Origin of the sequence: Pantoea sp. paga, assembly GCF_007558755.1 — a bacterium.
Taxonomy (GTDB): Bacteria; Pseudomonadota; Gammaproteobacteria; order Enterobacterales; family Enterobacteriaceae; genus Pantoea; species Pantoea agglomerans.
The window spans coordinates 558699-580527 of record NZ_VLTF01000003.1 but is presented as its reverse complement, the minus strand read 5'-3'; the positions used below and the strand labels follow the sequence as shown (position 1 = coordinate 580527).

The window sequence follows — 21829 nt, the reverse complement described above, 5'->3', positions numbered from 1 at the left end:
CTCCTTCTGCTCCTTCTGCTCCTTCTGCTCCTTCTGCTCCTTCTGCTCCTTCTGGTCCCTCTGGTCATAAGTATCATCTGATACACGCTGAACAGACCCATCACGGTAAAGCGCATCAGACCCTGATTTGCTGTTCAGCCGGTAATGCTCTTTGAGAACAGGGCAGAGCAAGGGCATTCACTATAGTCAGTATAAAGGATTCACTGTAATCAGCAGAAAGGGGCTTAGCCAACCGGATTCAGGGCATTCACTGTAATCAGTAAAGCCGGTATAAGTGAGTGCTAACCAGTACGAGAGTAAGTACTAACTTACTTACAAAGCCTTATAATATTGCACGCCGAAGGGAGAGGGGGATGAAAACACTTTTGCGCAGCGGCCCGGATACTGATTACAGTGAACGTTACTGATCTCAGTGAATGCCTGGAGAATACTGATTACAGTGAACGAAGTGCAGATGGCGCAATGTCACCGGTAACGCAAAAAGTGACACTGCCACGCAGGAATACTGATTACAGTGAACGTGAGGGGTTAATCATCAAACTCGATCTCATCCAGCGAATCGATGCTCTCCAGATTACTGATGCCATCAAGCTTAGGCGTACGGCTGTGGATAATAAAAAAGACTGAGCGTCCACGCTTCACTTCTGAGTAATCCAGATAACCGATCTCTTTCAGCTGCTCCATCGCGCGCCGTACGACATGGTTCTGCGTGGTGGTCTTAGAGCCGAGGTTCAGGCGCATACGCAGGCGTGCAAGCGAGATAGGCGCCGGATTGGTTGGCAGGCTCTCCAGGAAGGTGTAAAGCGCCTGTGCAGACTCTTTACGCTTCAGACGGGATATCGCACGGAGCTGAAGCAGGACCTTGTGGTCGAAGTTATAGAGTTCGAACAGCTTGGGGTCGGCCTGGATGCGCACAATATCTTTTTCGCGATCGTAATAAGCAGACTGAACAAGGTGGGTATGATAGGCCTTACCGTTACCTTCAAAGGAGAGCGTATTGGTCGCTATGCGGCGCAGAGAGGCATCAAGACGCTTACGCAGGGCGGCTGAAGAGTTGGCAGAGGGAATGCCACACATCTTCACAAAGTCGATAAACGGCAGCGTGACGGTATCGCCCTTGGTCGGATAGCGGGAAAAAGATTGAATAATACCTGCCCAGGTTTTGAAATCGTTATCCATATCCAGCCGCGCGCCGGTAATGGTAATCTTTTCGTAGCCTTCCGCTTTCACCAGCGTCAGATTCTTCAGCTCTTTCGTCGCATCCGTTGATGCCATAGCACCGGATTTACCGCGTGCAGTAGATTTCAGCGTCGGCACGAACAGCCCAAGACGCATTAAAGCGACAGGCTGAACGGTATTATTCTTGTTGGGATGAAGCTGAATAACTTCACCACTGTTTTTTGTCACTGACAGAAAAGGTTCAAGTAACGCTTTGTTTTCGTTGTCTTTATCTGCCATGGCGTAAGATCTTCATTCTGTGGATGAAAGGGATCGTTTTCTGACTACAGTGAACATTAGCACTGTTTACAGTGAACATTCTACCTGGTACAGTGAATAAAGTACTGATTACAGTGAACACTTTACTGATTATAGTGAACGCGATCACCCTTTCAGCCCTTGTGGGGTGCGGCCTGCGACGATCGGGGATCTCTTAGGATCTCTATATGATCTATTAAGGATCGTTTATTAGGATCTGGTCACTGTATAAGTGGAAAACTTAAGGCGTGACATCATTTTAAGACGTGCTGACCATCAGCAAAAACTGGCCCGCAATCTGCCCAATGCCTGACAGGCTAATCAGCCATAGCAGCATTCATTCTCAATTGATAAACAACTTCCTCACTATTATTCATTTTTCATCATCAACTACAGCGCGTATCGTCTCTCCATCACTGACAGAATGAGGAAAACGGCACCATGACTGAACATGCCCTATCACGTAACCCCACAACTGGTGAAATTCTGGCACGCTATCCTTTGCAGAACAGTGCAGAGCTGGAACAGACACTGATTGAAAGCGCATCTGCTTTTGCAGCATGGAAACACAGCACCATGACGGACCGCGTTCGCGTATTGCGTCAGCTTGGCGAACAGATCCGTCTGCGTGAGCAGGATCTTTCCCGCATGATCACCCTGGAGATGGGTAAACCCATTGCACAGGCACGCGCTGAAGTTCTGAAATGCGCTAACTTATGCGACTGGTATGCGGAACATGGCCCTGCAATGCTGGCCGATCAGCCCACTCAGATTGCCGATGCGTGGCAGCGATTCCGTCCCATCGGGGTGATCCTGGCTGTGATGCCATGGAATTTCCCCCTGTGGCAGGTTCTGCGGGGCGCAGTGAGTATGTTGCTGGCAGGCAACACCTATCTGCTCAAACACGCGCCTAACGTCATGGGAAGCGCCACACTGATGGCTGAGCTGTTCAGGGCAACCGATCTGCCTGCTGGCGGCTTTAACCTGATCAACGTTGATAACGACGGTGTCTCCGTAGCCATCAAAGATGACCGCATTGCCGCCGTTGCCGTTACCGGAAGTGTCCGGGCTGGCGCCGCGATCGCTGCACAGGCGGGCGCAGCACTTAAGAAAACCGTGCTGGAACTGGGTGGATCCGATCCCTTTATCGTGCTGGCGGATGCCGATCTTGATGAAGCGGTTAAATCAGCCGTTATTGGACGTTTCCAGAATACCGGGCAGGTTTGTATGGCTGCCAAACGCTTCATTGTGGAAGCTCCGATCGCTGAAGAATTTGAAAAACGCTTCACTGCCGCGGTCCAGGCACTCACCATGGGCGATCCGCTGGATGAAAACACCTTCCTGGGCCCGATGGCACGCGCCGATCTGCGTGACGAACTGGATGGACAGGTAAAAGCCACGCTGCGAGAAGGTGCACGTCTGGTACTGGGCGGCGAGAAAGTGGCAGGGCAGGGTAACTACTACGCACCGACCATCCTCGCTGATGTCACCAGCGACATGACCGCGTTCAGGCAGGAGCTGTTTGGCCCGGTAGCCGCTATTGCGGTCGCCAGGGATCCACAACATGCGCTGGAGATCGCCAACGACAGCGAATTTGGCCTCAGCGCCACCGTCTGGAGCGGTAATGAAGAAATTGCCGATCGTCTGGCGCTGCAGCTGGAAGTCGGTGCTGTGTTTATTAATGGCAACGGCGCGTCCGATCCGCGCGTTACCATTGGTGGTGTGAAGAAAAGCGGTTACGGCCGTGAGCTGTCGCACTTTGGTGTGCACGAATTCTGTAACGTGCAGACCGTGTGGAAGAATCGTCGCTAGTGTTTACTGTGCCGACGGAAGATAAGCGGGCGCTGTTTTAGCGACTGCACTGAGCGGACGCAGCAACCGATGCGGTGCAAACGCACTCAGCATTGGTGACGCTGTGCCGCTCAGCATCTCCTCAGCCACCAGCCTGCCCAGCAATGGGGCAAGGGTCATGCCGCTATGGCTGACCATCAGATAAACGCGTGCTGACTCGCTGATGTAGCCTAATGCCGGCAAGCCATCTGACGGACGCGACCGCTGTCCTGTTTCAATCCGCTCAATTCTCGCACCTTCCGTGTTTTTAAACAGCCGCCGCAATCGACGCAGCATCTCTTTGCCAATCAGTCCATCCGGCGAGACTGGCCGCGCTGGATCGGCATGCTGATCCAGATCCAGCGCCTGCAGCATCAGACGGCCACCGCCATCCGGCCGTACATTCAGTTCCGGGGTAATCAGATTGCATTTAAGTGGGATCGGCAGAGGCTGGGTCTGCGCCAGAAAACTGCAGGCAACGGGATCGGCGCGGTTCGCATCGGTCATCGCCAGTTCAAGCCCGCACTGACTTATCAGTTCCGGCGCCCAGCGACCGGTTGCCAGCACCAGCTGATCGCCGCGCCATTCATCCCCACTGGCCAGCGTAAGATGGACATCCTGCGCCGATTCAGTCAGCGTCGTCACTTCATTGTTGCAGACCAGCTGCCCGCCACTGGCACGCAGGTCAGCCAGCAGAGAGGCGATAAACAGGCTCGGATAAAGCAGACACTCCGACGGGAAAGACCAGGCGTGCTGAACGCGGGGATCGAGCCGCAACTCGGGCATTGTACCCAGTAACGCGGCGCGGCTACGCTTCTCTACAGGGTAATCGAGCGTCGTAAGCTTTGCTGCGCGCTGCGCCAGCTGGCGCAGGGATGATTCATCGGCTGCCCACTCCAGCGTGCCGGTTTCCAGCAGCCATCGGGGCGATGCAGGATGGCTGGTCTGCCAGCGCTTGTGCTCGTCTATCGCATGGGCATTAAGATCATGGTAGCTGGTGGGTTCTTTGCCGTTGGCATTGACCCAGGCATAGCTGATCTGACTGGTTCCGCTGCCAGGATAGTTTTTATCGAAGACGGTGACCTGTGCGCCCCGTCGCGACAATGACTGCGCGACGGCTAAACCCAGCACGCCTGCACCGATTACGGCAATACGTTGTGGCATATCTGGTCTCTCCTGAACAGGGATTAGTGGAAAACTGCTACCCGCCGGTTCGTTTACTATTGCGAAGTCAAAGAAGTACGTCAACCGCAGCGTCAGGCGGTGGTTTCATCGAACCATGCGGGCACCGGATCGGCCAGGGTGATCCACTGTTCAGGCCCCGCAGCCATCTCCTGTGGTGTCAGCAGCGCATGATCCAGTGCGGCACGGACGCTCTTCTCGTCCATCTCAATGCCGATAAACACCAGCTCCTGGCGTGCATCGCCGGTACCTTCCTGCCACTGTTCAGCGATAAAGTTGAGCGAATCCGCATCCTGTGGCCATTCAGTTCGCGGCACGCTGACCCACCAGCGCCCGGCATAACCCTGACGTGCCACTGCGCCCGCCTGCGACCACATCGCGGCATATTCCGGCCGACTGGCCAGCCAGAAGTAGCCTTTAGAGCGGATCACGTTATCAAGCTGGTGGTTTATTGCATGCCAGAAACGCTGCGGATGGAACGGACGACGGGCCCGATAGACAAAGTTACGAATGCCATACTCCTCCGATTCCGGCAGATGCTCACCGCGCAGGGTCTGCAGCCAGCCGGGTGCCTGCGCTGCCCGGTCAAAATCAAACCGGCCGGTATTCAGCAGGCAGTCCAGCGGAACCTGCCCAAACTCACTGTTCACAATAAGCGCGTGCGGATTAAGCGCCTGCAGCATGCTCTTCAACTGGTGCAGCTGCGCCGGGCTGAGCAGGTCCGTTTTGTTCAGCACCAGCAAATCACAAAACTCAATCTGATCCACCAGCAGATCAACCACTGAGCGCTCATCCTGTGCGCCCAGCGATTCGCCACGTGACTGCAGATCATCGGCTGAACGATAATCGCGCAGGAAGTTGAAGCCATCGACCACGGTGATCATACTGTCCAGCCGGGCATAGGCTGACAGACTTTCACCCCCTTCATCTTCAAACGTAAACGTTTCGGCGACCGGCAGCGGTTCAGAAATGCCGGTAGACTCAATCACCAGGTGATCGAAACGCCCGGCCTGAGCCAGACGTTTTACCTCCAGAAGCAGATCTTCACGCAACGTGCAGCAGATGCAGCCGTTACTCATTTCGACCAGCTTTTCATCGGTGCGGGAGAGCTGCGCGCCACCATCGCGTACCAGCGCAGCGTCAATATTAATTTCAGACATATCATTGACGATCACCGCGATCCGCCGTCCTTCGCGGTTGTTCAGAATATGATTAAGCAGGGTAGTTTTACCGGCACCGAGAAAGCCGGAGAGAACGGCAACCGGTAGACGGAGATCGTCGGATGTCAGAGCAGAGAGTGTCATGGTGTTACCTGTGAAAACGCGATTAGAGATATGTTATAACATAACATTAATGAGTTTGTTTTCAATCCGGATTTGTGTTTTTGTTTCGGGTATCAATGAGCGTTTTAAAAGGGAGTGGAAATGCAACAACTCACGCTTGTCCCGCGTCTGATGCCAGCCGTCAGGTGCGGAGAGAAAATCTCGACGATTCGCTGGCAGGAGGGCGATATCACCATGGGTCCGCTGAGACTGGTGAATCAGCAGGATGAAACGGACGCGGTAATCGTGTGGGTGACGCAGGTCGACACGCTGCGATTAAGCGAAGTCGCCGCGACGCAGGGGAAACAGGAGGAATGGCCAGATGCGGTGCTGCTGGAAGGGATGCGCGAGCACTATCCGGAGATCAGGCTGAGCAGTGAGGTGCAGCTGATCACTCACCTCACGCCCGCAGAAACCCTGCAGAAGCTCACTAAACCGTGATCAGCTGTGCTCAATCACCAGCAGCGCCATCGTATCGGCTTCAAGCGCCCGAAAGATATGCAGCTCATCGCCCGGATAGGTAATGTAATCACCCACATCCAGCTCCACCGCACTGTCGACCGGGCCCACCAGCGCACGCCCTTTAGCGATAATAATATGCTCAATGGTATTGGGGATATGGGGCTGGGAAATGCGTTCGCTGCCGGGCTGAACTTCCAGCAGATAGATATCACGCCGAACGCCGGGCGGGCAGGAGGCCAGCAAAACGGCCTGATAATCGGCCAGATCGGCGGTAACCGTCAGGCCATCTCCACGCCGAATCACCTGCAGACGACGCGCATCCGGCTCCAGCAGACGTGAAAATGGAATGTTCAGCGTTACGCAAAGCGACCACAGGGTTTCAATGCCCGGATTGCCATTACCCGCTTCCAGCTGTGACAGCGTAGATTTGGCGATCCCTGCGCGGCGCGCCACTTCAGCCAGTGAAAGACCGGCTCGCTGACGTTCACGTACTAAGGCATTGGCAATAATGCTGATAGGGGTATTCAAACGCACTCCTGATAACCTGAATGTTTTTTATATCGAACATAACGTTCATCTTGTAAAACGCTGTCGCGATGTTCATTATATCGGATTATATGTTCATTATGAGACAGAGTGATGCTTTTTCCGCAAATGCAGTTGCTGGACAAAGGGGTGATCAAAGCGATTTTTCTGGTCTGCCTGGCTGATGGAATTGTTGGTTTATCCTATGGCTCCCTGGCGTCGGCCGACGGGTTTCCGCTCTGGGTGCCGCTGGCGCTCTCAACGCTGGTGCTGGCAGGGGCGTCGGAGTTCCTGTTTATCGGCATTGTGGCCGGTGGCGGCAGTCCATTTACCGCCGCCGCAGCGGGCCTGCTGGTAAATGCACGTCATTTGCCGTTTGGCATCGCCGTCAAGGATCTGGTGGGGCAGGGTCCGTCAGGCTGGCTGGGCTGTCACATCATGAACGACGAAAGTGTGGTGTTTGGCATCTCTCAGCCGCAACTGGCGCAACGCCGCAGCGCTTACTGGTTGTGCGGTATCGGTATCGGCTTGATATGGCCGGTCAGCGTCATGATCGGGGCAGCAATCGGGCAGTTTATTCCTGATGTCTCGGTGATCGGACTGGATGCGGTGTTTCCTGCGATCCTGATCGCCCTGATCTTCCCGGCGCTGCGCCAGCGACGCACCCGGATCCCCGCGACCGTCGGCGCGCTGCTCTCCTTGCTGGCGACGCCACTGGTTCCGGCGGGCATGCCGGTGCTGTTTTCACTGCTGGGCCTGCTGACATGGAGATCGCGCAAATGACACATCAGGGAATGATTATCGCCGGGATTGCCCTGCTGGCGGCCGGAACCTATCTGATGCGGTTTGCAGGCGTCAGGCTGGGAAACCGACTGCCGATCAGCGAGCGTACCCAGCAGATGCTCTCCGACGCCGCCACGATATTGCTGCTGGCGGTAGCGGCCACCACCACGCTGTTTGAAGGTCAGCATTTTGCCGGTGTGGCACGGGTGGCGGGTGTAGGCTTTGCCCTGTTGCTGGCGTGGCGTCGGGCGCCGCTGATTATGATTATTCTGGGGGCGGCGGCAATGACGGCGCTGTTGCGTTTTCTCGGCGTGCCCTGAGGATGTCATTAACCCCGGCAAAAGCGGGGATGTTATCGCGGTGAAAATTTGTCAGGATGGCACTCTCTCAGGCGTGATTAGCCCGATAACCTTGCAGGGATTGCTGAATGAACACTGTCCTTACCTGTTTCCTCCTGATGCTGCTGACTGTGATAACAGTCGGTTTAACCGCGGTTCCGGCCATTGCCCGACCCGATATGCGTCCGCTGGGCAGGAACATCGCCGACACAGGCTCCGCCTGGTATCGCTTCCAGAGTAAAATGTTTGTCTCACAGGATGGGGAACGGCACTATCGTGTGTGGCTTGCTATCCCCAAAAGCGATGCGCCGCCAGGCGGCTATCCGGTGCTCTGGCTACTGGATGGCAATGCGGCGATGGCACATTTGACAGAACCTCTGCTGAAAAAAATGAGCAGCGGCACGCCGCCGGTGCTGGTAGCGGTGGGTTACGACACCCATTTGCCCTTTGATGTGGCGGCGCGTAATTACGACTACACCCCACCCAATGATGCGCCTGATACTCTGGTCACTCAGCCTCAGGGCCGCAAAGGTGGAGGGAGCCATCAGTTTCGTCAGCTGCTGCTGAACACAATTGTCCCGTGGGCAGAACACCTTGCGCCCAGTAATCCGCAGCGGCGTGCGCTCTGGGGTCACTCCTACGGCGGACTGTTCGTGCTGGATACCTTCTTTCATGCCGCCTGGTTCAGCCATTACTTTTCGGCTGCTCCCTCGCTGAGCTGGAATCATCAGCGCATTCTTACCCTGGCACGACGCGCTGAGGCTAGCCCGCTTAAATATCTGTCGCTCTATCTGATGGAGAGTGATGGCATCACCGAACGCCGAACCGGCCACTCTGACGATCTTCAGCAGGAAGAGCGTGCGCTTACTGACATCCTTCGCCCGAGCGGTGCCAGACTGATTCTGTCGCGTTATCCCGGACAGAGTCACGGCCAGATATTACCCTCATCGCTGGTGGATACGCTGAAAATAGTTTCCGGTAGCCGGGATTGATATCTGACCGGGCATCGCGGCATGATGGCGTTTCATCACCTGCCCGGAGTTCACGCATGAATCGTCCGCTACAGATTGGTCTTTTGCTGTTCCCTGATGTCACTCAGCTCGACTTAACCGGCCCGTGGGAGGTGTTTGCGCGCACGCCTGATGTCGAATGCCATCTCATCTGGAAAGCTCGCCATCCCGTGCGTTCCGATCGTGGTCTGGCGATATTGCCGACCACTACGTTTGCAGATTGCCCGCCACTGGATGTGATCTGTGTGCCTGGCGGGCCGGGACAGATCGCCCTGATGTCGGATGACGTCACGCTGAATTTCCTTCGCCAGCAGGCCGTTCAGGCGAAGTGGGTTACGTCGGTCTGTACCGGTTCGCTGGTGCTGGGGGCCGCCGGATTGCTAAAGGGATATCGTGCGACCTCGCACTGGAGTTCCATCGATCAGCTGGCACTGCTGGGCGCGGAGCCGGTCAGTCAGCGGGTGGTGCGCGACCGCAATCGTATCAGCGGCGCAGGCGTGACCTCTGGCATCGATTTTGCCCTGACGCTGGTGGCAGAAATTTCGGGTGACGCGGTAGTGAAATCGGTTCAGCTGCAGATGGAATATGATCCTGAACCGCCGTTTACCAGCGGTTCGCCGCATACCGCACCATCACAGGAAGTGGAGCAGGCGCGGGCGAAAATGGCTGAGTTTCTTGCCACTCGCCGTGCGGCAACCGAACGAGCCGCACGGCGACTACAGGCTGATTAGCTTACTGACGCCGGGGATGCGCAACAGCAGCAGTGACAGCGCCATTGAGAAGATTAACGTCAGGGCGATGACCAGCAGTTTATCGCCCAGCGTCTGGATGCGGATTGCCGCCGCCAGCAGGCCAAAAATCAGATAGTGCAGGATATAGACGCCGGTCATGGTCTTCCCCAGGGTCGTCAGAAACGGCGTCAGCCACTGGACTTTTTCCGGCAGGCGAATGGCGTTAATGCTGATCACAATCAGCACCACCAGCAGATAAACCTGCGAGCCCGTCAGCACCACATCGTTATGGGTGGCCAGAAAGCGCGCAAGAAAGTAATGACGCTCATACAGCCAGGTAAAGAGATAAACCGCGGGCAGCAGCAGCAGGCTGATCTTTATCACTCTGGGTGATGTCAGCAACTGCATCACGCGCGGCGCGGCCATCAGCCGACCCGTGAGGTAGTAGAGCACCCAGGTCCAGATTCGGTATTGCGGCAGCAGCGAAAAGGCCCGCTGGCCCGGGTAGAGGCTGGCGAGCAGGTCATAGGCAAAAGCTAACACCAGCAGCAGTAAAATCCCCGATGCCATCAGGCCAGGCCGCTGAATGAGTCGGTCAATCAGCGGATGTGACACATAAATCACAATCAGCGCAATTACAAACCACGGCTGAATCAGATAGCCCTTATGATGCATCCCGGCAAACCAGAAAAAGCTGAACCAGAAGATAAAAATCAGCAGAATGCGGCGAATTTTGCCGAGCTGCCACGCGGGCGTATGCCGCTCACCGGCGTCGATATAACCGCTGAGCAGAAAATAGAGCGGCGTGGCGATTGTCGAAACAAAGCTCAGCACGTTCAGCGTCAGATTGATGTCGTAATGGTAGCTGTCGTAGCTCTGGTAAAGCGTGAAAAACGAGACGGCGGTGATACAGGCCAGCGTCTTCAGCATTGCCAGTCCGCTCTTATTCACCGCGCGCCTCCCGGCCATGGAAGCAACGATAGATGACCGGCAGCACCAGCAGGGTCAATACTGTCGCGAACCCCAGGCCAAAAATAATGACCACCGCCATGCTCTGGAAAAAGACGTCGCGCAGCAGCGGCAGCAGGCCCAGCACCGTGGTGAAGGCGGTCAGCAGAATAGGACGCAGACGTGAGGTCGCGGCATCAATAATCGCCAGCTGCAGCGATTTCTCCTGCCGGAACAGCCTGATTTCCTCAATCAGCACGATCCCGTTACGGATCAGCATGCCCGACAGGCTCAGCAGCCCAATCAGCGCCATAAAGCCAAACGGAATACCGGTGAACAAAAAGCCACAGGTGACGCCAATCAGCGCCAGCGGCACGGTAATCCAGATAGCGACGGCGTCGCGCAGCGAGTTAAACATCAGCACGGTAATGATGAACATCGCCAGGAATCCTACCGGCAGCGAACTCAGCAGCCCGCTTTGCGCTTCACGTGAACTCTCCAGCTCACCTCCCCATTCAAGCCGGTAACCCGCCGGGAGTTTAAGCTGATCGATCTGTGGCTGAACCCGCGCTACCACCTGTGCGGAGGTTAACCCTGAGGCAGGATCGGGATCGGTCTGTACGGTCAGCACGCGCGTACGATCGCGGCGCATAATCAGCGGATTCTCCCACTCCAGCCGGAAGTCAGAAATCACATTGCTCAGTGGGACAAAGTGCTGCAGGGCGGCGCTCCACAGCTGAATGTTCTCGATGTGATCGACACTCTGCCGCTCTTCATCAGCCGGGTAGAGCATCACCGGCATCAGCCGGGAACCGTCACGGAAAATGCCCACCGCGTCACCGCTGAAATTCATTCTCAGCGCCTGATCGATGTCACGTTTATCGATACCCAGTTCCTGACCACGCAGCGCCGAATAGACCGGGCGGATCACTTTGCTGCGCTCCTGCCAGTCGTTGCGCACCGGGAACGTCGAGCCATCCGCCAGGAAAATGGCATCCAGCTGGCTGCCGATGTGGCGCAGCACTTCGGGATCGGGGCCGATCACCCGCAGAGCAATGGCGCTGTCACTGGCGCTGCCAAACTGGATACGTTTGATGCGCTGATTCACCTGCGGGAAGTTCTGCTCAATATACGCCTCGGTTTTCAGCGCCAGCGCATCAAGCTGTCGGCCATCCTTAACCCGCACCATAATCTGAGCGAAGTTGCTGTACTGCCGTGCCGCGTCATAGGTCAGGGTAAAGCGCAGAGCGCCCTGGCCCACCGTCGTGACCGTGGCTGCGACCTCAGGATCCTGGTTAATGAAACGGGCAATATCCGCCGCCGTATTGGCGGTGTAATGAATATCGGTGCCATAGGGCAGCCAGAGATCGGTGAGAAAGACCGGCGTGCTGGAGGAGGGGAAAAAGTTCTGCTTTACCAGGGTAAAGCCATACAGCGACAGAGCCAGCAGTGCCACCATTACCGTCAGCGTGGTCAGGCGGAAACGCAGCAGGCCGCCCAGCGCCTGACGATAGAGCCGGAATACGATGCCCTGATAAGGTACGGAGGGTTCGGTTTGCTCAGGCTGAGCCGTGCTGCGGCGCTTCTCACCCCAGTTGATAAATACCGGCGTTAAGGTCAGCGCCGTGACCCAGCTCAGCATCAATGAAATCAGCAGCACCTGGAACAGCGATTTACAGTATTCGCCGGTCGAATCCTGCGACAGGCCAATCGGTGCAAAGGCGAGAATTGCAATCACCGTGGCACCCAGCAGCGGCAGGGCAGTGCGCCGGACCATACGGTCAATGGCCTGCTGTAAAGGGTGCCCGCGCTGGTGATCGATTTTGACCCCTTCGACCACCACAATGGCATTGTCCACCAGCATGCTGAGCGAAATAATCAGCGCGCCCAGCGACACCCGCTGCAGCTCAAGTTTAAACAGGTACATGATCAGGAGTGTGCCAAGCACGTTAAGCGCCAGCGAGGCGGCAATCACCATGCCGCTGCGCAGGCCCATAAACAGCAGCAGCGTTCCCACCACAATCGCCAGCGCCATCAGGAAATTGAGGATAAAGCCATCAACCGACTGTTTTACCTCATGCGCCTGGTTATAGAACACCTTCAGGCTGATACCGGCGGGCGTATCCTGCTGATAGTGCGCCATTCGGGCGGAAAGCGCGTCGCCAACATCAATCACATTGACGCCGGGCGCGAACGAAATGCCGATAGCCAGAGCCGCTTCACCGTCTGCAAAGTAGATATTGGCGGGATTGTCGGTAACGCCACGCGTCAGGGTGGCGATATCGCGCAGATGCACGTTCTGTGGGTTGCCAGCGGGCAGAATCGGCAGATTAGCCAGATCGTCCAGCGTCTGCAGTTCACCGGTGGGATGAAAACGGATGGATTCGCTGTCGACCCGCAGCGTTCCGGCACTGGCAACGCTGTTATTCCGGCTCAGCAGATCGGCGACGCGCTGCGGCGTCATACCATAGGCGGTCATTTTGCTGGCGGAGAGAGCGATGCGGATCTCCTCCTGCTCGACGCCCGCTACCGCAACTTTAGCCACACCCGGCACCAGCACCAGATCGCGCCGCAGCTGATCGGCGTAGTTGCGCAGTTCGCTGTTGGTAAAGTCTTTACCGTGGATGACGAAGAAGTAACCGTAAACATCGCCGAAATCATCGTTAACCAGCGGGGCCTGAACGCCAGGCGGGAACTGCCGGGCCGCATCGCCGACCCGACGACGTAACTCATCCCAGATTTGCGGCAGCTGATCGGCCAGATAGCGGGTATGAATATTAACGGTAATCTGCGACAGGCCATTGCCCGAAATGGACGTGACATTGTCCAGCGACGGCAGGCGCTGCAGCGCATTCTCCAGCGGCAACGTCACCTCCTCTTCAACCTGCTGTGCGGACGCGCCGGGATAGTGGGTAACAATCACCGCCGACTTAATGGTAAACAGCGGATCTTCAAGGCGGCCAATGTTGAGCAGCGCATAGATTCCGCCCACGCCCAGCAACAGAATGACCATCCAGATGCGAATGGGTTTATCAAGAAAATGCTCCTGAATACGCATTATAACCCCCGCTCGCGCTGCCAGATGCGCACCGCTTCACCGTCACGCAACTCACCCACACCGGCGGCAACGATACGGTCGCCCGGCTTCAGCCCGCTGATGATTTCAATGCCCTGGGCGGTGAGACGACCCACTTCGACAGGTCGATCTTTGATGCGCAGCGCCTCGCCATCCTGCTCAACAAGCCAGACGTGCGGCTGATTGGTGGGGCTGCGATCGGGATTAAATACCGCTGCTGCAGGCACGACCAGACGCGGCTGGGCAGGGGCATTTGGCAGGTTATGCAGCCTGACGCGCACCGAGCCGCTGAGACCGGCAACGCCAGGGAGATCAGCCGGACGCGGCATGGTCAGCACCACCTGATAGGTCAGCGTGGCGGCATCCGTCTGGCTGGTGTGTTCTTTGTATTGTGCGGTGAAAAAGCGGCCTGGCAGGGCGTTAAACTGCACCTCAGGCTGATAGTCAATATTCTGGATATCGAGGCTGGTGAAGAGGGTTTCGGGCAGCGTAAAGATGACGTCGAGCAGATCGGCACGGGTCAGCAGCGCAATGGGCTGTCCGGCGGCCACAACCTGATGATTACGCGCCTGTACCCTTGCAATCACGCCATCAAACGGCGCGCGAAGGCTAAGAAACTGTAACTCCTCCTGTGCGATTTTCAGCGCAGTCGCGGCGGCATCGCGATTAGCACGCTGCACATCCATCTCAGACTTTGAAACGGCGCTGCGCTGGGCCAGCGTATTGAAGCGCTGAAATTGTCGCTCCGCCAGTTGCAGCGCAGTCTGGCGGTCGCGTACCCGTAGTTTCGCATCTGCATCATTCAGGGTAGCGAGAAGCTGTCCCGCTTTCACGGGCGTTCCGTCACGAATATCAAGCTGTACCAGCTGGCCTGCCCGTTTAAACGCAAGATCGGTATTATCACCCGCCTGAATACGCGCAGGAAATACCCGGATATTTTGAGCGATGTCCGATTCAAGGGTGAAAACTTTAATTACGCGGGGCGGGGGAGCATCCGGTTCTTTTTTTTCATCACACGCTGTCATAAAAAAACAACAGAGCAAAATGAGGATAACCTTGCGTTTAATCATTTTCTTCGCCTTAACATCAGCTTTTAAACTGCGGTTTGATAAGCATTAAGTCGTAATAAACCCTGATGCTTATCGCGACCGGGATAAACTTATTTTTAATCTTCGTCATATAAGTTTAACGAAGCGGCAGGGCCGCTTCGCCTGAAACGGCTTACGCCGCCATCTGAGAGACCACCAGCCAGGTCACTAAGCCCACCAGAGTCGTTGCGGCGACCGCGAGAATAACGAAACCGCAAAGCATGATAATGCTCTGTTTTTTCATCAGAGTTTCCTTTTGCGAGCCAGAGTATAAGCCGATGCACACTGCATCAGCATACTTAAACCTTAGCTAAACAAAAACAACGTTGTCATTCTCATAATATAGGTTAGATTTAATTTAGCCATTTTATGTTATTCGTCAGACGTTTCTTACGTAAATATGATATCGGTCATTACCTGCAGGAGGGGCTGCCTGCAAAATGCATGTCTTTTAATTGCGCCTTTATTTCATCGCTAAATGGCACGAGGTTTATATATGCTAAATAATGATAAGCAGGATAAAGCGTTAGCTTTATCTGAGCGCCCCTGGTATCAGCGTAGTGTGGCAGAGATATTCTCCGAACTGCAGAGCTCATCAGCAGGATTATCCACCGCCACTGCGCAGGAACGCCTGCAGAAACACGGTCCCAATGCCCTTCCGCAAAAAGCTGAGAAATCGGCTCTGCTCAAATTCATCGCGCATTTCAAAGATGTGCTGATCTATATTCTGCTGGCCGCGGCGGTGATCACCGCGATCATGGGTCACTGGGTCGATACCTTTGTCATTATCGGCGTGGCCGTCATCAACGCCCTGATCGGCTTTATTCAGGAGAATAATGCCGAGAAGTCACTGAAAAGTATTCAGAACATGCTCGCCAGTGAAGCGATGCTGGTGCGGGACGGCCAACAGGTCACGGTCGCGACGCGCGATATTGTGGTTGGTGATGTGGTGATGTTACGCCCCGGCGATAAAATCCCGGCTGATTTACGACTGTTTGAGGTCAATAATCTGCGGGTTGAAGAGGCGATCCTCACCGGGGAGTCGACGGTGGTGTCGAAAAACACTGAGACGCTGACCGGTGAAAAATCGCTGGGCGACCGTCTCAACCTGGCTTTTTCAGGCACCACCGTCAGCTCCGGCACCGCCGCAGGCGTGGTGATCGCCAGCGGCGGTGATACTGAACTGGGCCATATCAACGAAATGATCAGCGGCATAAAAGAGGTTAAAACCCCGCTGCTGGTGCAAATCGACAAACTCGGTAAAGCGATCTTTTTCATCATCCTGCTGATGATGGTCGCCCTGTTTATCTTCGGCTATCTGCTGCGTGACATTCCACTGGGCGAGTTGTCGCTGTCCGTCATCAGCCTGGCGGTTGCTGCGGTGCCGGAAGGTCTGCCTGCCATTATCTCTATCATCCTGTCGCTGGGCGTGCAGTCGATGGCGCGTACCCAGGCGATTATCCGTAAACTGCCGACTGTTGAAACCCTGGGCGCGATGTCGGTGATCTGCTCCGATAAAACCGGCACGCTCACCATGAATGAGATGACGGTGAAAGCGGTGGTGCTGGCGAAGAGCCGCTGGCGCGTCAGCGGAAACAGCTATGAACCCAAAGGGGAGATTGTTGCTGAGCAGGGCGACGCAAGTGGACTCTCTGCGGCACAGGATCCGCTGTTTCAGCAGTTCCTGCATGCGGTAGACACCTGTAATGAAAGCCAGCTGCGTCAGGAAAGTCAGGGACACTGGACGATTGTTGGCGGCCCGACTGAAGGCGCGCTGAAGGTGCTGGCGGCGAAGGGTCAGACGACACCTCAGCCGGTTGAGGTGGTGAGCAAGCTGCCGTTCGATTCCCTCTATAAATATATGTCGGTCAGCTGTGTTGCAAACGGCGAATCTTATGTGCTGCTGACCGGTGCGCCAGACGTGCTGCTGACGCTGTGTCAGCAGCAGCAAACACCGGAGGGTGCAGAGCCGATAGACCGTGCGTACTGGGATGCCGCCATCACCACCTACGCCAGCGAAGGGCTGCGCACCGTTGCCGCCGCCTGGAAGAGAACCTCTGCACCCGTTACCGAACTGGATCATGCCGATCTGAAAAGTGACATGGTGCTGCTGGGTCTGGCCTGTATGATGGATCCCCCACGTCCCGAGGCGATTGCCGCCATTGACGAGTGCCAGAAAGCGGGCATTCGCGTCAAAATGATCACCGGTGATCATCAGGAAACCGCGATGGCGATTGGTCAGATGCTGGGAATCGGTAACAGTCAGGCTGCTATCACTGGCTATCAGCTTGAACACATGAGCGACGCCGAACTGGCCGACGCGGCAAAAACCTATGACATTTTTGCCCGCACCAGCCCGGAACACAAACTGCGTCTGGTGAAAGCGCTGGAAGCGAGCGGCGAGATCGTCGGCATGACCGGCGACGGCGTCAACGATGCTCCGGCGCTGAAACAGGCCAACGTCGGTATTGCGATGGGTATTAAAGGCACCGAGGTGACAAAAGAGGCGGCCGATATGATTCTGGCCGACGATAACTTTGCCACCATCGCTGCGGCAGTTAAAGAGGGACGTCGGGTTTACGACAACCTTAAGAAAACCATCCTGTTTATCATGCCCACCAACCTGGCGCAGGGTCTGCTGATTATTATCGCGATTCTGATGGGCAATCTGCTGCCGTTAACCCCGGTACAGATTCTATGGATGAACATGGCAACGTCCGCCACGCTGTCATTTGGTCTGGCGTTCGAGCCTGCTGAAGCGAATGCGATGCGCCGGCCACCACGCAATGTCAAAGCACACGTGATGGACGCTTACGCCATCTGGCGCGTGGTGTTTGTCGGTCTGCTGATTTCAATCAGTGCCTTTGTGCTGGAAGCCTGGCTGCAACCGCGTGGATACAGTGCCGAATTTATCCGTACCGTGCTGCTGCAGATGCTGGTCACCGCGCAGTGGGCTTACATGCTTAACTGCCGTAATTCAGATGGCTTCTCACTGGATCGCGGTCTGCTGAAAAATCGCGGTATCTGGCTGGTGACGCTGGTTCTGATTGTCCTTCAGGCGATCATTATTTATGTGCCATTAATGAACACGCTGTTTGGTACGCGCCCACTGCCGCTCAACTACTGGCTGATTTCGCTGATTGTCAGCATCGCGATCTTCATCGTGGTTGAGATCGAAAAACGCCTCACCCGCGCATGGCGGGTGAAGACGCCATCACTGAGTTAATTCTGCCTCCGGGTCCTGCTGCGGATAGCTTGCCAGCAGGACCTTTTTAATCAGATAGGTCAGTGGAATAGCCAGTATCCCGCCCGTAATCCCCAGTAACGCCTGCCAGAACAGAAACGCCAGCAGCTGCGTGGTCAGCGCCAGGTTGAGTCGTTTACCAATCAGCAGTGGTTCGATCACCGAACTCAGGCAGAGGTTCAGCACCACAAAGAATCCTGCTACCGCCAGCGCGATCTGTAAATCAAACATGATGTAACTCTGGATCACCGGCGGAATGGCGGCCAGAAAGGAGCCAAGCACCGGCACGTAATTAAAGATGAACATCAGCACGCCCCAGAAAAAGGCAAACTTCAGCCCGATCAGATGCGCACCGACGCCCACGATTAAGCCACCCAGAATACTGGTCAGCGTTTTCACTCTGGCATACACAATAACGCTCTGAATTCCCTCCTGCAGCGCCAGATAAAAGGCCTGATGTTTTCCCTTTACCCGCTGTTGCAGTGCAGCTTTCAGCAGCGGCATCTCATAGAGCATAAACAGCAGCATCAGGAACACCATGATCCACCATGAGATGACCCCCGGGATTTGCGTCAGAAATGCAGTGACAATGCGCACTATCGCCCCCGCATCCACAAAGGTCAGCAACTGGTCGGGCGTCATACCGATATCAAGCCGGGCAAAGGCCAGCGTCAGCTGTTCAAGCCGGGCCGCCAGCAGCACGGGCGCCTGACGGCTGAGCTGCATTAAATCGGGCGTCAGCACGGTTAACTTGAGGATAGTGACCACCATAATCAACAGCATCAGCATAATCACCAGCAGTGACGAGACGATGCGCGGTATGCGTTTGTTTTCCAGACGGGTAATCAGGGGATCAAGCATGATTGCCAGTAACATCGCCAGCAGGACCTGATTGATCAGCGGTGCTGCCAGATAAAGGCCGGTCAGAATAATGGTCAGACAGGCGAGGATAAACAGCACGCGTGCCAGCGGCGGCCAGAGGGTAAACCAGCTCAGTCCCATGATTGGGCTCCTTCAGCAAAGATAAGCTGCAGTATAGATGAGGCTTAAGCTTCAGTGCCTTGCGTCAGGTCAGAGGGAGAAAGGCTTGTCTCAGGGCATAAGAGACGATCATCGGTGGCTTCCGGCACTTGTTCAACGCACGAATGCGCGACTAAAAGCTATCCGGATAATTTATTTACGATCCGGTTTCAGCCGACGATCAAACCGGAACGGAATGGCCTCAGCCTGTTGAACTATCCGGAAGAAATCGGGATGTTCAGGATTTAACAGATAGTTATATTCTACAGGGGAGAGGGCACTGGGAACACGCAACGCAACCGCATCGCAGGCAGAGCACCAGGCGTCTCCATAGTCAGCCAGTTCTGCCGGTGCGTCTTCATCGGCCCAGTTTGCAGGCAACTCAGTGATATCAGCGGTCTGAATCAGCGCATCGGGAACATCGATGCGCAGAAGTGTGAATGCGTCCAGGATGTGTGCTGAGTGCAGATGGACAAGTGTTTCCAGCAAAGTCAGCGATGCTGTTTCAGAAACATAAACCATGGAGATGCCGATGCTGTTCCAGCGGCCGCCCGCCTCTTTTGCGCCAAATCCCGTCCAGGCTGTCGAAAGATACTTTGTCTTGGTCAGCCTGTAGAGAATCAAGAGTAAACTCCGTGCTCCAGGCGCGTGATTAATTTCATGACCTCGTATGCCCCGGTTTCAGACGCCATCAGTTCTGCGGGCATTTTCCAGCTCAGCGCCCTGTTAGGCTCATTCAACCATTTTTGCGCTTCATCCTTATCACCTTCGAACAGTTCAACTGCGCGATCAATGACACGGATAATTCGTACCAGTCGTTCACTTTGTTCAGCGCTGAATTTCGCTTTCACGCTCCGGCTGAACGTCGTGGAGGGAATACCGGACATTTTGCGCAGATCGTTTTGCGTAATCTTCGCCCAATTGACGATCAGGTGAGCTACGTTGCCATCAAGGCCTTCATTAATCTGGCCCAGCAGGGCGACACCATCAGCGTTGTTCAGGCCTGCGGCCTGCCATAAGCGTGGCGCCCTGGTTTTATTCGCAGAAAAGCTGAATGTTTTCATCTGTCACCTCCAATTGGTCATTTAACTATAACCATTTGGTGTGAAGGGCGCAAATTTCAGGATCTGGTAAATCAGGAAAACCGGTCACTTTGAACCTTTCAGGGTCATGTGTCAGAGCAAGTCGCGACTCACACATATTCATAAGTTTCATTACTGGGTGAACTGGCTGCCGGAAAAGGGGTTACGTCTGCACAAATAGCACTGGCATGGTTGCTGGCACAAAAACCGTGGATTGTTCCCATCCCCGGCACTACTAAGCTGCACCGGCTGGATGAAAACCTGGGTGCTGCCGACATCACTCTTTCACGGGACGACGTGCGGCAGATAGAAGAGGCGCTTGAAACGATAGAAATCGTCGGCGAGCGTTACTCCCCTGAACATCAGGCTCGTGTGGGCCGTTAAGATTCATGCGGGTCTGCATCGAATTGTAGACCCGCTATTCCGGGTGCCGAAGCGCATCTATCATCAGCACAAAAGCGGGCGGATGCTGTTTACGGCTCGGATAACAGAGATAATAACCGGGAAATGCAGGGCACCAATTCTGCAGAATCTGAATTAGCTTTGCGGATTTTACATGCTCCGTGATCGTATCTTCAGGAACACAGGCAATACCAAAACCCGATAATACGGCATCGATTCTTTCTGACAGAAAATTAAACGTGATCTGTTCTTCAACTCTGACACGTAACGATTTTCCTTCCTTCTCAAACTCCCCGTGATAAAGGTTTTAATTTCGGCCATACGAGAGTTCGAGCTGCATGCTCCCCTGCGGAAAAGCGGATATTGCCAGAGGGCATTCCATTGAGTTGAACCAGAATTTCCAGCTCCTGCTCAAGATCGGCAATACGTGGCTCAGATGGGTCTGATTACATAACGCGAGATTAAAACGGTGTGCCTGACGTGCCGAACATGTCTGGGCCTATGCCTTTCACGTGCCGTCGATACGGTGTTTTATCTGAAAAGGTCATGGTGAGGGGCGGGTTCCTTTTCCAGGCGAGCCCCAGGCATAAGTAAGCCTTTATCTGGCGGACAAATCAGTCTATCTTAAAGGAAATGATCATTCTCTAATGGTGTTTGCGATGAACGATAACCGTTATAAAGAGCGGGGACGACCACGGGCGTTTGATACCGATGCGGCACTGGACAGCGCAATGCTGGTATTCCGGCAAAAGGGCTATCACGCCACCTCGATCGGCGATTTGGGCCAGGCTATGCAGCTCACTACCGGCAGCATCTATAAAGCTTTTACCGACAAGCGCACGCTGTTTGCAAGCGTCTTTGCTCGCTATCTCTCAATGCGTAACAGCAGTTTAGCGGCGCGACTGACGCAATGTGAAAATGGTCGTGAGCAACTGGCGGCGCTACTCAATTTTTATGTGGATTCAGTGCGCGATGTAGAAGGTGAGCGCGGCTGTCTGGTGGCTGTCAGCGCCTTAGAGCTGCAAACTCTGGATGAGGAACTTGCCGGAGCCGTCAGCGCGGCGCTGATACGCAACCAGCAGAATCTGCAGCAGATAATCAGCCTGGGTCAGCAGGATGGTTCGGTCAATCCTGCACTGGACAGAGAGGCCACCGCTTCGCTGATGCTATGCATTGTTCTGGGGATGCGGGTCGCCGGTAAAGTTGCTGCGACCCGGCCCGATGCCAGCATCATCCCCCTGGCACTGAAGTTACTCGACTAAATTTTTTACTCATTAAGGAAGTGGTCGTTTCCTTATTATCCGGAGGTT

Annotated in this window: 18 protein-coding genes and 2 pseudogenes; 9 read left to right on the top strand and 11 right to left on the bottom strand. The window is 55.2% G+C overall.

Going from position 1 to position 21829, the window contains the following annotated elements:
- Positions 1-528: 528 nt before the first annotated feature.
- Complete coding sequence (locus tag FOV68_RS12640; protein ID WP_010246820.1) at positions 529-1458, bottom strand: RepB family plasmid replication initiator protein; 930 nt, start codon at positions 1456-1458, stop codon at positions 529-531.
- A gap of 459 nt (positions 1459-1917) precedes the next feature.
- Here FOV68_RS12640 and FOV68_RS12635 point away from each other — a divergent pair, with 459 nt between their 5' ends.
- Positions 1918-3288 (top strand): aldehyde dehydrogenase family protein, encoded by a 1371-nt coding sequence (locus FOV68_RS12635; RefSeq protein WP_143990993.1) that lies wholly within the window; start codon positions 1918-1920, stop codon positions 3286-3288.
- A gap of 3 nt (positions 3289-3291) precedes the next feature.
- On the opposite strand, the gene FOV68_RS12630 is transcribed toward FOV68_RS12635, so the two are convergent.
- Both FOV68_RS12630 and zigA read right to left on the bottom strand, forming a co-directional pair.
- Entirely contained in the window at positions 3292-4470 is a 1179-nt protein-coding gene (locus FOV68_RS12630) for an FAD-binding oxidoreductase (RefSeq protein ID WP_143990992.1), read from the bottom strand.
- Between the two features lie 92 nt (positions 4471-4562).
- Positions 4563-5792 (bottom strand): zinc metallochaperone GTPase ZigA, encoded by a 1230-nt coding sequence (zigA, locus tag FOV68_RS12625; RefSeq protein ID WP_143990991.1) that lies wholly within the window; start codon positions 5790-5792, stop codon positions 4563-4565.
- Between the two features lie 120 nt (positions 5793-5912).
- On the opposite strand from zigA, the gene FOV68_RS12620 reads away from it, so the two are divergent.
- Positions 5913-6251 (top strand): ASCH domain-containing protein, encoded by a 339-nt coding sequence (locus tag FOV68_RS12620; protein ID WP_115388218.1) that lies wholly within the window; start codon positions 5913-5915, stop codon positions 6249-6251.
- On the opposite strand, the gene FOV68_RS12615 is transcribed toward FOV68_RS12620, so the two are convergent.
- Complete coding sequence (locus tag FOV68_RS12615) at positions 6252-6800, bottom strand: helix-turn-helix domain-containing protein (RefSeq protein WP_143990990.1); 549 nt, start codon at positions 6798-6800, stop codon at positions 6252-6254. It lies immediately after the preceding gene.
- Between the two features lie 111 nt (positions 6801-6911).
- On the opposite strand from FOV68_RS12615, the gene FOV68_RS12610 reads away from it, so the two are divergent.
- The 4 genes from FOV68_RS12610 to FOV68_RS12595 all read left to right on the top strand — a co-directional run bounded on the left by FOV68_RS12610 (position 6912) and on the right by FOV68_RS12595 (position 9659).
- Positions 6912-7580, top strand: a complete 669-nt coding sequence (locus FOV68_RS12610; protein WP_010246808.1) for an AzlC family ABC transporter permease — start codon at positions 6912-6914, stop codon at positions 7578-7580.
- The gene (locus FOV68_RS12605; protein ID WP_010246806.1) at positions 7577-7900 is read left to right on the top strand and encodes an AzlD domain-containing protein; all 324 of its coding nucleotides are present in this window, start codon (positions 7577-7579) and stop codon (positions 7898-7900) included. The genes FOV68_RS12610 and FOV68_RS12605 overlap by 4 nt, the downstream gene beginning before the upstream one ends.
- Positions 7901-8007: 107 nt before the next feature.
- On the top strand, positions 8008-8910 hold the full coding sequence (locus tag FOV68_RS12600; RefSeq protein WP_143990989.1) for an alpha/beta hydrolase: 903 nt from the start codon (positions 8008-8010) through the stop codon (positions 8908-8910).
- A gap of 56 nt (positions 8911-8966) precedes the next feature.
- Entirely contained in the window at positions 8967-9659 is a 693-nt protein-coding gene (locus tag FOV68_RS12595; protein WP_143990988.1) for a DJ-1/PfpI family protein, read from the top strand.
- Here the strand turns inward: FOV68_RS12595 and FOV68_RS12590 are convergent.
- Genes FOV68_RS12590 through FOV68_RS12580 form a run of 3 tightly spaced genes read right to left on the bottom strand, consistent with a single transcriptional unit; the run spans position 9645 to position 14753 of the window.
- Positions 9645-10610, bottom strand: a complete 966-nt coding sequence (locus FOV68_RS12590) for an acyltransferase family protein (protein WP_039387848.1) — start codon at positions 10608-10610, stop codon at positions 9645-9647. The genes FOV68_RS12595 and FOV68_RS12590 overlap by 15 nt on opposite strands.
- Positions 10603-13665, bottom strand: coding sequence for an efflux RND transporter permease subunit (locus tag FOV68_RS12585; RefSeq protein ID WP_143990987.1), 3063 nt, complete (start codon positions 13663-13665; stop codon positions 10603-10605). The genes FOV68_RS12590 and FOV68_RS12585 overlap by 8 nt, the downstream gene beginning before the upstream one ends.
- Positions 13665-14753 carry an efflux RND transporter periplasmic adaptor subunit gene (locus tag FOV68_RS12580; protein WP_033768724.1) on the bottom strand — a complete coding sequence of 363 codons (1089 nt, stop codon included), beginning with the start codon at positions 14751-14753 and terminating at the stop codon, positions 13665-13667. Before FOV68_RS12580 ends, FOV68_RS12585 begins: the two co-directional genes overlap by 1 nt.
- Before the next feature lie 514 nt (positions 14754-15267).
- On the opposite strand from FOV68_RS12580, the gene FOV68_RS12575 reads away from it, so the two are divergent.
- Entirely contained in the window at positions 15268-17997 is a 2730-nt protein-coding gene (locus FOV68_RS12575) for a cation-transporting P-type ATPase (RefSeq protein ID WP_143990986.1), read from the top strand.
- Here the strand turns inward: FOV68_RS12575 and FOV68_RS12570 are convergent.
- The 3 genes from FOV68_RS12570 to FOV68_RS12560 form a co-directional block, all read right to left on the bottom strand.
- Positions 17986-19017, bottom strand: a complete 1032-nt coding sequence (locus FOV68_RS12570) for an AI-2E family transporter (RefSeq protein WP_010670602.1) — start codon at positions 19015-19017, stop codon at positions 17986-17988. The two genes, FOV68_RS12575 and FOV68_RS12570, sit on opposite strands and share 12 nt — an antisense overlap.
- 171 nt (positions 19018-19188) lie before the next feature.
- Positions 19189-19659 carry an RES family NAD+ phosphorylase gene (locus FOV68_RS12565; RefSeq protein WP_069026891.1) on the bottom strand — a complete coding sequence of 157 codons (471 nt, stop codon included), beginning with the start codon at positions 19657-19659 and terminating at the stop codon, positions 19189-19191.
- Positions 19656-20099 (bottom strand): antitoxin Xre/MbcA/ParS toxin-binding domain-containing protein, encoded by a 444-nt coding sequence (locus tag FOV68_RS12560; protein ID WP_064703869.1) that lies wholly within the window; start codon positions 20097-20099, stop codon positions 19656-19658. Before FOV68_RS12560 ends, FOV68_RS12565 begins: the two co-directional genes overlap by 4 nt.
- A gap of 144 nt (positions 20100-20243) precedes the next feature.
- Here FOV68_RS12560 and FOV68_RS12555 point away from each other — a divergent pair.
- Positions 20244-20501 (top strand): annotated as a pseudogene (locus tag FOV68_RS12555) (aldo/keto reductase); the annotation flags it as partial.
- Positions 20502-20535: 34 nt separating this feature from the next.
- On the opposite strand, the pseudogene FOV68_RS12550 reads toward FOV68_RS12555, so the two are convergent.
- Positions 20536-20953, bottom strand: a pseudogene (locus FOV68_RS12550) (LysR substrate-binding domain-containing protein); the annotation flags it as partial.
- A 213-nt stretch (positions 20954-21166) separates the two neighbouring features.
- On the opposite strand from FOV68_RS12550, the gene FOV68_RS12545 reads away from it, so the two are divergent.
- Positions 21167-21781: a TetR/AcrR family transcriptional regulator gene (locus FOV68_RS12545; protein ID WP_143990985.1), complete on the top strand. Its 615-nt coding sequence runs from the start codon at positions 21167-21169 to the stop codon at positions 21779-21781.
- The last annotated feature ends 48 nt before the right edge of the window (positions 21782-21829 follow it).